The organism is Plantibacter sp. lyk4-40-MEA-4, assembly GCF_030209415.1.
Classification (GTDB): domain Bacteria; phylum Actinomycetota; class Actinomycetes; order Actinomycetales; family Microbacteriaceae; genus Plantibacter; species Plantibacter flavus_A.
Genome location: NZ_JARVSA010000003.1, coordinates 1 through 14,503, shown reverse-complemented (window position 1 = coordinate 14,503; position 14,503 = coordinate 1). Strand labels below are relative to the sequence as shown.

Genomic DNA, 14,503 nt, shown 5'->3' with positions numbered 1-14,503 from the left:
AGCCTCGTGATATGGAGACCCACCACGTCGTCGACGTGCCCTATCGACAACAGCATCAGGTCGAGGATGCCCTCGAGCGTTTCCTCGAACTGGCGAAGACGCAGGCGGTGTCGTTCGGCGGCGCCGGCTACCTGCGGCTCTGGGAGACCATCGAGCGCAGCATGGCCGGCGGCAAGCGGTTCCGTCCCCGGATGGTCATGACGGCGTACGAGGCGCTGGGTGGCGAGGACATCGTTGCGGCCGCCCACGTCGCCGCCGCCTACGAACTCCTGCACACCGCGCTGATCGTCCACGACGACGTGATCGACCGCGACTTCGTCCGGCGCGGCAGCCCCAACGTCTCCGGCAGCTACCGCGACATCGCGCAGACCGCGGGCATCCCGCTGCCGCTCGCCGAGCACCGCGGCATGTCCGTCGCCGTGATCGCGGGCGACCTCGCCCTGTCCGCGTCCTACCGTCTGATCGACCGCGCCGGGAGCGCCGACTCGGTCCGCACCCGCCTACGCGAGATCCTCGACGACGCCATCTCCGCTTCGGCAGCCGGTGAGCTCGCCGACGTCGACTTCACGGTCGGTGGCGTCGTCCCGACGGTCGACGACATCATCCGCATGGAGCGCCTGAAGACCGCCTACTACTCGTTCGAGGCGCCACTGCAGTCGGGTGGCGTCCTGGCCGGTGCTCCGGAGGCCACGATCGACGCGCTCGGGGCCTTCGGACAGCAGATCGGCATCGCCTACCAGATCATCGACGACGTCCTCGGCGTCTTCGGCGACTCGAAGACGACCGGCAAGACGACGATCGGCGACCTCCGCGAGGGCAAGCTGACGGTCATGGTCGCGTTCGCGGCGGAGCAGCCCGAGTGGCACGCCGTCGAGCACCTCTTCGGCGACCCGGACCTCGACGAGGAGGGTGCCGCCGTCCTGCGCGACGTCCTCACGACGACGGGCGCCCGCCAGCACGCGACCCTGCTGGCCGGTGACTACGCCAACCGCGCCTGGGAACAGCTCGCCTCGCCGAGTATCCCGGCGCAGCTCCGCGACGAGCTCCGCCCCATCGTCGCCACCGTGCTCGAGCGGTCGCGATGACGGCAGCAGGGGACGGGACCGTGCGACCCGCCGACGACGCCTCGGCGGTCGACGACGCACGACAGCTCTACGACCGGGTCGCGCAGGAGACCGCCAGCATCGTCATCCGTCGGTACTCCACGTCCTTCGGCCTGGCGGCCAGGCTCCTGGGTGGCGACATCCGCCAGGACGTCGAGAACGTGTACGCGCTCGTCCGCATCGCCGACGAGATCGTCGACGGCGTGGCCGCGGCGGCCGGGCTCGGCCCCGAGCGGGTCCTCCGCATGCTCGACGCCCTCGAGCAGGACACCGAGGATGCCATGGAGGCGGGGTACAGCAGCAACCTCGTCGTCCATGCCTTCGCCATCTCGGCGCGGTCCGCGGGCATCGAGACCGACCTCACCCGTCCGTTCTTCGCGTCCATGCGCGCGGACCTCTCGCGCACCGTCCACACCCCGGAGACGTTCCGCGACTACGTGTACGGCTCCGCCGAGGTCGTCGGGCTCATGTGCCTGCGGATCTTCCTGCGCGGTCACGACGTCGACGACGCCCAGCGCGCCGCGTTCGTCGTCGGCGCCAGGAGTCTCGGTGCCGCCTTCCAGAAGGTCAACTTCCTGCGCGACCTCTCGGCCGACCACGACGAGCTCGGCCGCAGCTACTTCCCGGGTGTCGCCGTCGACGAGCTCACCGAGGCGCAGAAGCACAGCCTGCTCGACGACATCGAAGCCGATCTCGACCGTTCGGCAGCCGTCCTCGGGCGGCTGCCGAGGTCGAGCCGTCGCGCGGTCGCCCTCGCCCAGGAACTCTTCTCGGAACTCGCCCGACGCATCCGGACCACGCCGGCCTCGGAGCTCGTCCGCACGCGTGTCCGGGTGCCCGACCCGGTCAAGCTCCGCATCGCCGCCGGCGCGCTCGCCGGTCGCACACCAGCCACGACCGGCACCACCGCCTCCATCCCGACGATCGACGAGAGCTCGCAGTCATGACCCCCTCCCACAACCGCACCGTCGTCATCGGCGGCGGCATCAGCGGTCTCGCCACCGCAGCCCTCCTCGCCCGCGACGGCCAGCGGGTCACGCTGCTCGAACGACGCGAGGTGCTCGGCGGCCGCGCCGGCACCTGGGAGCAGGACGGCTTCACCTTCGACACCGGCCCGAGCTGGTACCTCATGCCGGAGGTCTTCGACCACTTCTACCGGCTCCTCGGCACCTCCGCGGCCGAGCAGCTCGACCTCGGGCGACTCGACCCGGCCTACCGCGTCTACTCGGAGGGCCGCGACGGGCACCTCGACCTCGCCGCCGACCGGGCCGGCAACCTCGCCCTGTTCGAGTCGGTCGAGCCCGGTGCCGGCGCGAAGATGGACGAGTACCTCCGCAGCGCGAAGGAGACGTACGAGATCGCCATCCGGAGCTTCCTGTACACGACGTTCGAGTCGTACCGGACGCTCGCGAGCCGTGAGGTCCTCGCCCGGATGCCGAAGCTCGCGAAGCTCCTCACGGAGGACCTCGACACCCTGGCCGCGCGCACCGTCTCCGACGTCCGGTTGCAGCAGATCCTCGGCTACCCGGCCGTGTTCCTCGGCTCATCGCCCTTCGAGGCGCCGAGTATGTACCACCTCATGAGCTACCTCGACCTCGAGGACGGCGTGCTCTACCCGCAAGGCGGCTTCTCGCGGATCATCGACACGATCGCCGAGCTCGCCCGCGCCGAGGGTGTGGAGATCATCACGGGCGCCGAGGTCACCGGCATCACCACGATTCCCGCCGGCCGCCGCGCCAGGGTCGACGGCGTCAACTACCTCGACGCCGACGGTCGTCGGCAGCTGCTCCGCGCCGACCGGGTCGTGTCCGCCGCCGACCTGCACCACACCGAGACGACGCTGCTGCCCCGCGAGCTCCAGACCTACCCGGCCGAGTACTGGGAGAAGCGCACCGCCGGTCCCGGAGCCGTCCTCGTGATGCTCGGCGTCCGCGGGGAGCTCCCGGAGCTCCTGCACCACAGCCTGTTCTTCACGGCCGACTGGCGCGACAACTTCGGCCGCATCTTCGGCGAGGAGACGAGCGTGCCCGACCCCGCGTCGCTCTACGTCTGCCGTCCGAGCGCGACCGATGCGGGCGTCGCACCCGACGGCCACGAGAACCTGTTCATCCTGGTCCCGGTCCCGGCCGACCCGTCCATCGGTGGCGGTGGAGACGCCCGGGTCGCGGAGATCGGCGACGCCGCCATCGCGCAGATCGCCGAGTGGGCCGGCGTCCCCGACCTCGCCGGGCGCATCGTGGTGCGTCGCGACGTCGGACCGGCCGATTTCGCGACCGACCTCAACGTCTGGAAGGGCACCGCCCTCGGGCCGGCGCACATCCTCTCGCAGAGCGCGATGTTCCGGAGCGGCAACGTCAGCAAGAAGGTCGACGGCCTGTTCTACACCGGTGGCTCCACCATCCCGGGCATCGGCCTGCCGATGTGCCTCATCAGCGCGGAGCTCGTCGTGAAGCGCATGCGCGGCGACCTCACCACCGGACCGATGGCGGAGCCGTTGCTCGCGCGCGCCGAGGCGACCGGCTGATGGGTCTGCTGTACCTGCTGGCGCTGCTCGTCTCGATCACCGGGATGATCATGCTCGACCGGCGGTTCCGGCTGTTCTTCTGGGCCGATCGGCGGCGGGCCGCGATCATCCTGCCGATCGGCGTCGTGTTCTTCCTCGTGTGGGACCTGCTCGGCATCGGTGCCGGCATCTTCTTCCGTGGTGAGACCGCGTTCATGACCGGGCTCCAGGTCGCGCCCGAGCTGCCGATCGAAGAGGTCTTCTTCCTGACGCTGCTCTGCTACCTCACGATGAACCTGTTCGGTGCGGCGCGACACACGCTCGGCCGGGTGGCCCGCCGGACGACCGGCGCCGCCGAGGTGAGCGGACGATGACCTACTGGGCCCTCAACGCATGGTTCCTCGCCGTCGTGGCGGTCGTCGCCCTGCTCGCGGTCGTGCGGCTCGATCGACGCCGTGCGAACGGATCGCGGTCCGCCGGCCTGACGGCGGGCACCTGGCTGCTCGCGGTGGGCGGTGGGCTCGTCGTCCTCCTGCTGATGACCGCGCTGTTCGACAACGTCATGATCGGCATCGGGCTCGTCGGCTACGACCCGGCACTCATCTCCGGCGCCTTCGTCGGCATCGCGCCCCTCGAGGACTTCGCCTACGCCATCGCCGCGGCCGTCCTGCTCCCGTCCCTCTGGGTGCTCCTCGAGCGCCGAATCCCTGCTCCCGTCTCCCCATCCCCGTCCCAGGAGGACCCGGCATGAACCGACTCGGCCAGCTCGTGCTGTCCTCCCGACCGCTGTCGTGGATCAACACCGCCTACCCGTTCGCAGCGGCGTATGTGCTGACCACGCGCGAGCTCGACCTCACCTTCTGGCTCGGGACGCTGTACTTCCTCATCCCGTACAACCTCGCGATGTACGGCATCAACGACGTCTTCGACTACGAGTCGGACCTGCGGAACCCGCGCAAGGGCGGCGTCGAGGGCGCGGTCCTGGATCGTCGGATGCACCGGTTGACGATCTTCGCGGCGATCGTGACGAACGTCCCGTTCCTCGTCTACCTCGTCGTCATCGGGTCGCCGCTGTCGTGGCTCGTCCTCGCGATCAGCGTGTTCGCGCTCATCGCGTACAGCGCACCCGGCCTGCGGTTCAAGGAGCGGCCGTTCATCGATTCGCTCACCTCGAGCACGCACTTCGTGAGCCCGGCGGTCTACGGCCTCGTCCTCGCCGGTGCGGTCTTCACGCCCGCGCTCTGGGCGCTGCTCGTCGGCTACTTCCTCTGGGGGATCGCCAGCCACGCCTTCGGTGCGGTGCAGGACATCATCGCCGACCGGGAGGGCGGGATCGGTTCGATCGCGACGGTCATCGGTGCGGCTGCGACCGTCCGGTTCGCCTTCGTCGCCTACCTGGCCGGTGGAGCACTGATGCTCGTGACGCCGTGGCCCATCCCGTTGGCGGGCCTGCTCGCGCTGCCCTACGCCGCGAGTGTGCTGCCGTTCTGGAACCTCCGCGAGGAGGACGCCGAGCGGGCCAACGCGGGCTGGAAACGGTTCCTCCGCCTCAACTTCCTGACGGGCTTCCTCGTCACGATGCTCATCATCTGGTACTGGTTCCTGACGTCCTGACCGGAAACCGCGACCCTGTCTCAGGAGTCCCCGGGCGCGCCGCAGGCGTTGCACCGCGCCACGCCCGGGTTCTCCTGAGAACGGGTCGTCAGTCGAGGATCAGAGCTCGAAGGAGAAGCCGAGGTCCTCGGGGTACTCGCCGAGCTCGGTGAGGCCGGTCGCCGCACGCTGGAGGGCGGCGAGCGTCAGGCCGAGGGTGCCGGGGCCGAAGCTGACGCGTGAGACGCCGAGTTCGGCCAGGCGCTTGAGTGGGACCGCGCCGGGGTAGCCGATGACGGAGATGCGTCCGTGCACCTGCTCGATGGCCTTGGCGACGAGTTCCTCCGTACCGAGTCCGAGGAAGAAGACGACGTCCGCACCGGCCTCGAGGTAGGCGTTGGCGCGAGCGACGGCCTCGTCCCACGCCTCAGGGTCACCGGCGAGGGTGTCGACCCGGGCGTTGATGACGAGCGGGATGCCGGCGTCCTCGGCTCCGGCGCGAGCGGCGGCGACGCGGGCCGCGGCCTCCTCGATCGGGAACTGCGGGGCCTTCGCGGCACCGACGGAGTCCTCGAGGTTGATGCCGACCGCACCCGACTCGACGATGAGGCGGCGGACGTTCTCGCGAACACCGGCCGCGTCGGACGCGTAGCCCTTCTCGAAGTCGATCGTCACGGGCAGGTCGACGGCGCCCACGATGATCTTCGCGGCGGCGATCGCCTCGTCGACGTCGAGGCCACCGCCGTCTTCGAGCCCACGGACGTTCGACACCGAGTGGCTCGCCGAGGCGAGGGCGACGACGCCGGGGGCCTCGGAGACGACCTTCGCGGTGATGGCGTCCCAGACGTTGGTGACGATGAGCGGGGTACCCGGCTCGTGGAGGGAGTTGAGGAGGACGGCTTTGGCATGCTGATCAGTCATGTCCGCAGTCTGCCAGCGGACGTCGGCCGCCCAGCCGACAAGCGTCGAGAATTCAGGGAACGTTCGGGTTCGATGCGGTTGCCGGCTGCTGTGGGCCTCCCGTGACGCAAGACGCGGGCGCTCCACGCGTCATCCCACGCCGCCGGTGAACCGGGCGGGCAGGATGCCGTGCGTATCATTGGTGGCCGAAGGAAGGCGCTCCCATGACGAAACCGCCGACGGTCTACGACGTCGCGCACCACGCCGGCGTCTCCATCGCCACGGTCTCGCGGGTGCTCAGCCGCCCCGACGACGTGAAACCGGCCACCCGAGACCGCGTGCTCGCCTCGGTCGGTGAACTCGGGTACGTCCCGAGTGGAGCTGCACGAGGGCTCGCCGCGCGCCGCACCGGTGTCATCGGCCTGTTCTTCCAGGGGCTCGACGCGATGGACGACCTCGGGGACATCGCCCTCGAGGGCGACGAGGCGGCGGCCGGGGGAGCGCGCATCGTCCGCGACATCCCGGAGCGGACCGACACACGGACGCTCAACCTCTACTTCGACGAGGTGCTGCGCGGCTGCGAGCTGGAGTCCTGGCGGAGCGGGTTCGCGCTGCTCGTCGGCGTCGGACGCGGGTCCACGGCGACGCAGACCGTGCGCGACATGGCGGGTCGGGTGGACGGCCTCATGGTGCTGGCCGGGAGCGCCAGCGAGGAGGAGCTCGCGCGCCTGTCGCGGCACGTCCCGATCGTCGTGATGGCGGGGCCCCGGCGCGGCGACGACCTCGACCACGTCTCCGTGAGCAACGCCGAGGGGATGCGCACGCTCACCGCGCACCTCATCGACGACCTCGGTGCCCGAGAGCTCGAATACGTGGCCGGGAGCCTCGGCTCGCCCGATGATGCCGAGCGCTGGAGCGGGTTCCGCGCGGCTCTCGCGGATCGGTCGCTCGAGGCGCCGGAGGAGCCGACCCTCCGCGGCGACTTCACGCGGGAGGGTGGGCGACGGGTCGGTCGGGAGCTGTTCCGACGAGACGGTCTGCCGCGGGCCGTCGTGTGCGCCAACGACCAGATGGCGCTCGGCGTGATCGACGCGGCCAGGATCGCCGGGGTCGCGGTCCCGGACGAGCTCATCGTCACCGGCTTCGACGGCATCGACGCCGGCCGCCTGTCCGCTCCGCGGCTCACGACGGTCCGGCAGCCGATGGAGACGCTCGGCCGGGTCTCCGTGCAGGCGCTCGCCCGTCGCCTCGCCGAACCGAAGCTGCCTGCGATGTCCGTCCGACTCCCCGTGGAGGTCGTCCTCCGCGAGAGCTCCGAGTCAATCACGTCCTGATCATCGCCTCCCCTCGCGTTCACCATTCAGGAAGACCGCGGCGTGCCGCGACGCGTCCGTCCGCCGCGAGGCCGCCACGCCGAGGCTCTCCTGAATTGTGAACAGGAGCGGATGTCCGACACGGGTTGCGTCGGACAATGTATGCGCTTACACTCAACCGGTACAGACTTCAGCAAGGACGGTGGCGATGACGCACACGACGCACGAGCGGACCAAGGTCCGCAGGCGCAGACGACTCGGAGCAGCGGCGATGATCGCCGCGGCGGCCTTGCTCGTCTCCGGCTGCAGCATCCAGATCAAGAGCGAGCCGGATCCCTCGATCCCCGCCGACACGATGCTGCTGGCCTCCGACAAGGGCACCCCGATGCTCGAGCGGAACTTCAACCCCTACCTCGTGAACAAGCGCTCGGCCTCGAGCTACATCTACGAGCCGCTCGTGATCATCAACGTGCTCGACGGCAAGGAGACGCCGTGGCTCGCCGAGAAGGTCGACCTCCCGGACGCCCGCACGATCGATTACACGATCCGCGACGGCGCCACCTGGTCCGACGGTGAGGCCTTCACCCCTGAGGACGTCAAGTTCACCTTCGACCTCATCAAGCAGTACCCGACGCTCGATCAGAAGGGTGCCTGGCAGCACATCGACACGATCGAGGTGAAGGGTCAGCACGTCATCATGCACCTGCTCGACGACGACGCCCCCGCGGCCGACATCGTCTCGCAGACGCTCATCGTCCCGGAGCACATCTGGAAGGACGTCAAGAGCCCCGACACCTGGCGGAACCCGAACCCGGTCGGCACCGGTCCGTACGTCCTCGGCAACTACACCTCGCAGCAGTACACGATGGACAAGAACGAGACCTACTGGCAGGCCGACAAGATCGAGGTCAACCACCTCGTGATCCCCGCGGCCACCGGTGAACTCGACATCGTCACGAAGGGCTTCGACTGGGCGTACTCGTTCCTGTCGAACGTCGAAGGCACCTGGGTTGCGGCCAACGACCACAACAAGTTCTGGTTCCCGCCGGGAGGCGTGATCGGGCTCGTGCCCAACATGGACGTCGCCCCCTTCGACAACGTGGACGTCCGTCGCGGCATCGCCCTGGCGCTCGACCGCGACAAGATCGCCGATGCGGCGACCGAGGGCTACCTCGGTGCCGCCGGCCAGTCGAGCCTCATGCTCCCCAACCAGGAGGACGAACTCGACCCGACCCTGCCGAACCAGGGCATGATCACGCAGGACACCGCCGGCGCCCTCGAGGCCTTCGCGGCCGCCGGGTACACCCAGCAGGGTGGCAAGCTCGTCGACGCGGCGGGCAAGCAGTTCAGCTTCTCGATCACGACCGCCAACGGCTACGCGGACTGGCTCCGCGCGGTCCAGGAGGTGCGCAAGGAGCTCGGCGCCCTCGGCATCGACGTGCAGATCAAGCAGCCGCAGCCGCCGGGGTACCAGCAGGCCATCCAGAGCGGTGACTTCCAGGTCGCGATGGGCGGAATGGGCAACGGCATCATGTTCCAGGGCTTCAACAACAGCTTCAACAGCGAGTTCGCGAAGCCCATCGGCGAGACGACGTCCAGCAACTTCGGTCGCTACCGCAACCCGCAGATGGACCAGCTGCTCGCCCAGTACAAGGAGACGACCGACGAGGCCACTCGCCTCGGGCTGAGTCACCAGATGCAGCAGATCGTCTACAGCGACTTCCCGGTCATCGGCATGTACTACGGCGGACTCTGGGGTCTCTACAACGACAAGAAGTTCACCGGCTGGCCCGATGCGGACAATCCGTACGCACCGCTCCAGACCTACGACCAGACCCCGCTCCTCGTGTTCACGCACCTCAAGCTCCGGAAGGACGGTGAGTGACCGTGTACATGGTGCGCAAACTCGGCCTCTTCGTCCTCACCCTGTGGGCGGCGGTCACGCTGAACTTCCTCCTGCCGCGGCTCATGCCCGGCTCACCGACGGACGCCGCGATCGCGAAGCTCGCCCAGAACGGTCCGGTCTCCGCGGCCACGCGTGCGGCGATCGAGGCCCAACTCGGTGTCCCCGGCGGTAACCTCTGGGAGCAGTACGTCACGTACCTCCACCAGGTCGTCACGCTCGACTTCGGGGTGTCGTACACCTTCTTCCCGCAGTCGGTCGGCGAGCTCATCTGGCAGGCGTTCCCGTACACGATCATCCTGCTCGGGATCGTGACGATCGTCGCCTTCATCCTCGGCACGCTCATCGGCGTACTCGCGGCCTGGCGGCGGAACACCTGGCTCGACGCGCTGCCGACGCTGAGCGGCACCTTCGCCAGCACGTTCCCGTACTTCTGGACCGCGCTGCTCCTGCTGTTCTTCGCCGGCTACGTCCTCCACTGGTTCCCGACCTCGGGTGCCTTCGGGCCGACGGCGACGCCCGCCTTCACCTGGGACTTCATCGTCGACGTCGCGTACCACGCGGTGCTGCCGGCGCTGACGATCCTCGTGACGAGCCTCGGAGGCTGGATCATCGGCATGCGCAACGCGATGATCAACACCCTCGGTGACGACTACGTGACCTTCGCCGAGGCCAACGGCCTCCGTGGTCGCACGGTCGCCATCAAGTACGCGGCCCGCAACGCGATCCTCCCGAACCTCACCGGCTTCGGGCTCGCGCTCGGCGGTGTGGTCGGCGGCTCGATCCTCGTGGAGCAGGTCTTCGGCTACCCGGGCATCGGCTTCCTCCTGTTCAACGCGGTGATCGGACAGGACTACCCGCTCATGCAGGCGCTCTTCCTGCTCATCACGGTGAGCGTGCTCGTCGCCAACTTCCTCGTCGACATCCTGTACGGCGTACTCGACCCAAGGACCCGCCGATGACCACCACACAGCACGTCAAGACACTGCAGTCCGACCAGGCCGTGCGTCCGCCGCGGAAGTTCGCCTTCATCGGTCGATCGGCGGCGACGCTCTGGGCCAACTGGAAGTCCCGCCTCGGACTCATCATCCTCGCGTTCTTCATCCTCGTCGCGATCTTCGCCCCGGTGCTCGCACCCTACGGCGCGAGCCAGGACGGGTTCCCCCGGAACGCCGACTCGAGCCCCGAGCACTGGTTCGGGACGACGGCGGCGGGCGAGGACGTCCTCAGCCAGCTCATCTACGGTTCGCAGATCAGCGTCACGGTCGGTTTCATCGCCGGCATCCTGTCGACGATCGTCGCCGTGCTGATCGGCCTCAGTTGGGGCTACATCAAGGGCTTCGGCGCCGAGGTCGTGAACTTCATCGTCAACCTGTTCCTCGTGGTGCCCGGCCTGCCGCTCATGATCGTCATCGCCGCGTACCTCCAGAACGGTGGGCTCGTGATGATCGTCGCGGTCATCGTGATCACCGGGTGGGCGTGGGGTGCCCGCGTGCTCCGCAGCCAGACGCAGTCGCTGCGTTCGCGTGACTTCGTGACCGCGGCCCGATTCTCCGGCGACCGACCGTTCCGCATCGTGTTCAACGAGATCCTGCCGAACATGACGTCCCTCATCGCCGGTGGCTTCTTCGGTGCCGCGACGAGTGCGATCCTCGCGGAGGCCGGCCTCGAGTTCCTCGGCCTCGGCGACTCGTCGATCGTCAGCTGGGGCACCATCCTCTACTGGGCGCAGAACTCCAACGCCCTGCTCACCGGTCAGTGGATCCTCCTCTTCGCCCCCGGTCTCTGCATCGCGCTCCTCGCGATGAGCCTCACCCTCATCAACTTCGGTGTCGACGCGATCAGCAACCCGCGCCTCCGTGAAGGGAAGTCACGATGAACGCCGTCAACCTCCAGGCCGAGAGCGCATCCGCGCCGGCAGCCGGGACCGGAGCGCTCCTCGAGGTCCGCGACCTGTCCGTCGTCTACGAGTCCGTCGGCGCCGCGCCGGTCCAGGCGGTCGACCACGTGTCGTTCTCCGTCGGCGCCGGTGAGTTCATCGGGCTCGTCGGCGAGTCCGGCTCCGGGAAGTCGACGCTCGGCTTCGCGGCCACCCGCTTGCAGAAGCCGCCGGCCCGCATCAACGGCGGGCAGATCCTCTTCGGCGGCAAGGACATCCGCGAGCTCGGCGACGAGGCGCTCCGTGAGCAGCGGCAGGGCGGGTTCGCCATGGTGCTGCAGTCGGGCATGAACGCGCTCAACCCGGTCCGCACGATCCGCAACCACTTCGTCGACATCTTCAAGGCGCACGGGCACGTCTCCCGCGACCGCTGGGACGCCCGGATGGCCGAGCTGGTCGGCAAGGTCGGGCTGACGCCGCAGGTGCTCGCCCGCTTCCCCGGTGAGCTGTCCGGCGGTATGCGCCAGCGCGTGTCCATCGCGCTGGCCCTGTCGCTCGAGCCCCGCCTCATGGTGTTCGACGAGCCGACCACCGCGCTCGACGTCCTCGTGCAGCACGCGATCATGGACACGATCACCGAGCTGCAGCAGGCCGAGGGGTTCACCGCCATCCTCATCAGCCACGACCTCGGCGTCGTGCTCGAGGCGACGCAGCGCGTGCTCGTCATGCACGAGGGCCGCATCGTCGAGGACGCCCCGAGTCGCGACATCCTCGAGCGTCCGCAGGACCCGTACACGCGGATGCTGCTCAGCCACTACGCCGACCCGCGCGCCGCGGTCGTCGAGCTGCCCGGTTTCCCGTCGCGGGCGAACCGCGGGACGGCTCCCGTCTCCGGCACGACCACGAGCGTGCCGACCGCGACGAGCGCGAGCTCCGAGTCGGGGAAGGCGTCGTCGCGTGCCGGTCGCTCGGCGGAGTCGGCGGTCATCGTCGACGCCGTCTCGAAGGTCTACCCGCCGCCGCGTCGCGGTGAGTCCGCGGTGACGGCCGTCGACGACGTGTCGTTCACGCTCGAACCCGGTCAGTCGCTCGCGCTCGTCGGGGCGTCGGGCTCCGGCAAGTCGACCATCGCGAAGCTCATCACGGGCATCGAGAAGCCGACGTCCGGTGCGGTCCGCTTCGGCGACCTCGACGTCGCCCAGCTGAACCGCAAGGGCATCCGGAACCTGCACAAGAACGTGCAGATGATCTTCCAGGACCCGTATGCGGCGCTCAACCCGCTGCACACGGTCGAGTACACCCTCACCCGTCCGGTGGTGAACTTCACCGGGCTGAAGGGTGACGCGGTGCGCAAGCGCGTGCTCGAACTCCTCGAGACGGTGGGCCTCTCGCCCGTCGAGCAGTTCGCGGCGAAGCTGCCCCACCAGCTCTCCGGTGGACAGCGGCAGCGCGTCGTGATCGCCCGGGCGCTCGCGAGCGACCCGCAGGTGCTCATCGCCGACGAGCCCGTGTCGATGCTCGACGTGTCGCTGCGTGCCGGTGTGCTCGCGCTGCTCGAGGACCTGCGTGAGCAGTGGGGCGTCTCGATGCTCTACATCACGCACGACCTGCTGTCGGCGCGACTCGTGACCGACAACATCATGGTCCTCAACCAGGGTCGTGTCGTCGAACGTGGCGAGACCGCGCACGTCCTGCAGCACCCGCAGGATCCGTACACGATCCAGCTGCTCGACGCCGTCCCCAACCCGGCCCGCGCCAAGCGCTGACGCGGACCCTTCCGCGTTCTCCCCGGTCCCTGAGCCCAACCCTCCCGGTCCCTGAGCCCAACCCGCCCGGTCCCTGAGCTTGTCGAAGGGCCACACCCCAACATGAAACAGGAGCAACACCCGTGCTGACCTTCCCCGACGGCTTCCTCTGGGGCGCCGCCACCGCTGCCCACCAGATCGAGGGCAACAACATCAACAGCAACTGGTGGGTGCACGAGCACGAAGCCGGGACGAACATCGTCGAGCCCTCGGGTGACGCGATGGACAGCTACCACCGTTACCGCGAGGACATGCAGCTGCTCGCCGACGCCGGGCTCAACACCTACCGGTTCAGCATCGAGTGGGCGCGGATCGAGCCCGAGCGCGGCATCGTCTCGCGTGCCGAGGTCGACCACTACCGTCGCATGGTCGACACCGCGCACGAGCTGGGACTCAACCCGGTCGTGACGCTCATGCACTTCACGGTGCCGCGCTGGTTCGAGCGCGACGGGTTCTGGCGGGCGAAGGACGCCGCCGACCTCTTCGCGCGGTACACCGAGCTCACCCTGCCGATCGTCGGCGAGGGCGTCGGACACGTCTGCACCATCAACGAGCCGAACATCGCCGCGATGCTCGCCGGTGGAGAGGACGCGGCGAACCTCGTCGCGTACGGGCTGCCCAACCCGGACCTCTTCGTGGCCGATGCGCTCCTCGAGTCCCACAAGCGTTCGCGCGAGGTGCTCTCGCAGGTGTCCGGCCTGAAGTCCGGCTGGACCATCGCGACGCAGGCGTTCCGGTCGAACGGTGAGCCGGGCTCCGACGAGATGCTGCGCGAGTACGGCTACCCGCGCGACGACTGGTACCTGGAGCAGTCCGCCGGTGACGACTTCCTCGGCGTCCAGGCGTACACGCGCACGTTCATCGGGCCGAAGGGTCCGCTGCCCGTCGAGGACGGCGTCGAGACGACGCTCACCGGTTGGGAGTTCTACCCGCCGGCTGCAGCCGAGGGTGTGCGGAGCGCCTGGGAGCTGTCGGGCGGGGTGCCGATCATGATCACCGAGAACGGCATCGCGACCTCGGACGACACGCGTCGGATCGACTACACGGACGGCGCCCTGCGCGAGCTGCACGCCTGCATCCAGGACGGGATCCAGCTCGAGGGCTACCTCCACTGGAGCGCGCTCGACAACTACGAGTGGGCGAGCGGCTTCCGGCCGACCTTCGGTCTCATCGCCGTCGACCGTGAGACCTTCGTGCGTACGCCGAAGCCGAGCCTCGCGTGGCTCGGGAACGTCGCGAAGGCGAACGGCCTCACGGAGTAGCTGAAGCCCCCGGTGCCGTCCCCAACTCAGGAAACGTCCGGTGTGTCGGGCTCGTGTGGGTGGCGACACGCGGCGGAGTCCTGAGATAGGGGCGCCGGGGTCGCGTGTGGTCCGTTCGTCCCCGACTCAGGAGATGTCCGGTGTGTCGGGGTGGTGTGGGTGGCGACACGCGACGGAGTCCTGCGAGAGGGGCGCCGGGGTCGCGTGTGGTCCGTTCGTCCCCGACTCAGGAGATGTCCGGT

The 14,503-nt window shown here is 69.0% G+C and carries 13 protein-coding genes; 12 read left to right on the top strand and 1 reads right to left on the bottom strand.

Annotation, left to right across the window (positions count from 1 at the left end; genetic code table 11):
* Window positions 1-11 precede the first annotated feature (11 nt).
* Genes QRN44_RS05235 through QRN44_RS05210 form a run of 6 tightly spaced genes read left to right on the top strand, consistent with a single transcriptional unit; the run spans window position 12 to window position 5,220 of the window.
* On the top strand, window positions 12-1,085 hold the full coding sequence (locus QRN44_RS05235) for a polyprenyl synthetase family protein (protein ID WP_079001229.1): 1,074 nt from the start codon (window positions 12-14) through the stop codon (window positions 1,083-1,085).
* Window positions 1,082-2,050: a phytoene/squalene synthase family protein gene (locus QRN44_RS05230; protein ID WP_285038472.1), complete on the top strand. Its 969-nt coding sequence runs from the start codon at window positions 1,082-1,084 to the stop codon at window positions 2,048-2,050. Before QRN44_RS05235 ends, QRN44_RS05230 begins: the two co-directional genes overlap by 4 nt.
* Window positions 2,047-3,627, top strand: a complete 1,581-nt coding sequence (crtI, locus tag QRN44_RS05225; protein WP_285038471.1) for a phytoene desaturase family protein — start codon at window positions 2,047-2,049, stop codon at window positions 3,625-3,627. The genes QRN44_RS05230 and crtI overlap by 4 nt, the downstream gene beginning before the upstream one ends.
* Window positions 3,627-3,980 carry a lycopene cyclase domain-containing protein gene (locus tag QRN44_RS05220; protein WP_175117080.1) on the top strand — a complete coding sequence of 118 codons (354 nt, stop codon included), beginning with the start codon at window positions 3,627-3,629 and terminating at the stop codon, window positions 3,978-3,980. The genes crtI and QRN44_RS05220 overlap by 1 nt, the downstream gene beginning before the upstream one ends.
* Window positions 3,977-4,357: a lycopene cyclase gene (locus QRN44_RS05215; RefSeq protein WP_285038470.1), complete on the top strand. Its 381-nt coding sequence runs from the start codon at window positions 3,977-3,979 to the stop codon at window positions 4,355-4,357. The genes QRN44_RS05220 and QRN44_RS05215 overlap by 4 nt, the downstream gene beginning before the upstream one ends.
* Window positions 4,354-5,220: a prenyltransferase gene (locus QRN44_RS05210; RefSeq protein WP_285038469.1), complete on the top strand. Its 867-nt coding sequence runs from the start codon at window positions 4,354-4,356 to the stop codon at window positions 5,218-5,220. Before QRN44_RS05215 ends, QRN44_RS05210 begins: the two co-directional genes overlap by 4 nt.
* A gap of 99 nt (window positions 5,221-5,319) precedes the next feature.
* Here QRN44_RS05210 and QRN44_RS05205 read toward each other — a convergent pair whose 3' ends face one another.
* Window positions 5,320-6,120, bottom strand: a complete 801-nt coding sequence (locus QRN44_RS05205) for an isocitrate lyase/PEP mutase family protein (protein ID WP_285038468.1) — start codon at window positions 6,118-6,120, stop codon at window positions 5,320-5,322.
* Window positions 6,121-6,323: 203 nt separating this feature from the next.
* Between QRN44_RS05205 and QRN44_RS05200 the strand changes: the two genes are divergently transcribed.
* The 6 genes from QRN44_RS05200 (at window position 6,324) to QRN44_RS05175 (ending at window position 14,261) form a co-directional block, all read left to right on the top strand.
* Window positions 6,324-7,433, top strand: a complete 1,110-nt coding sequence (locus QRN44_RS05200) for a LacI family DNA-binding transcriptional regulator (protein ID WP_079001239.1) — start codon at window positions 6,324-6,326, stop codon at window positions 7,431-7,433.
* Between the two features lie 187 nt (window positions 7,434-7,620).
* The gene (locus QRN44_RS05195; protein ID WP_079001241.1) at window positions 7,621-9,297 is read left to right on the top strand and encodes an ABC transporter substrate-binding protein; all 1,677 of its coding nucleotides are present in this window, start codon (window positions 7,621-7,623) and stop codon (window positions 9,295-9,297) included.
* Between the two features lie 8 nt (window positions 9,298-9,305).
* Window positions 9,306-10,277 carry an ABC transporter permease gene (locus QRN44_RS05190; RefSeq protein WP_079003821.1) on the top strand — a complete coding sequence of 324 codons (972 nt, stop codon included), beginning with the start codon at window positions 9,306-9,308 and terminating at the stop codon, window positions 10,275-10,277.
* The gene (locus tag QRN44_RS05185) at window positions 10,274-11,194 is read left to right on the top strand and encodes an ABC transporter permease (protein WP_064297140.1); all 921 of its coding nucleotides are present in this window, start codon (window positions 10,274-10,276) and stop codon (window positions 11,192-11,194) included. Before QRN44_RS05190 ends, QRN44_RS05185 begins: the two co-directional genes overlap by 4 nt.
* Window positions 11,191-12,960, top strand: a complete 1,770-nt coding sequence (locus QRN44_RS05180) for an ABC transporter ATP-binding protein (RefSeq protein WP_071261828.1) — start codon at window positions 11,191-11,193, stop codon at window positions 12,958-12,960. The genes QRN44_RS05185 and QRN44_RS05180 overlap by 4 nt, the downstream gene beginning before the upstream one ends.
* Before the next feature lie 122 nt (window positions 12,961-13,082).
* Complete coding sequence (locus tag QRN44_RS05175) at window positions 13,083-14,261, top strand: glycoside hydrolase family 1 protein (protein ID WP_285038467.1); 1,179 nt, start codon at window positions 13,083-13,085, stop codon at window positions 14,259-14,261.
* Window positions 14,262-14,503: the final 242 nt, after the last annotated feature.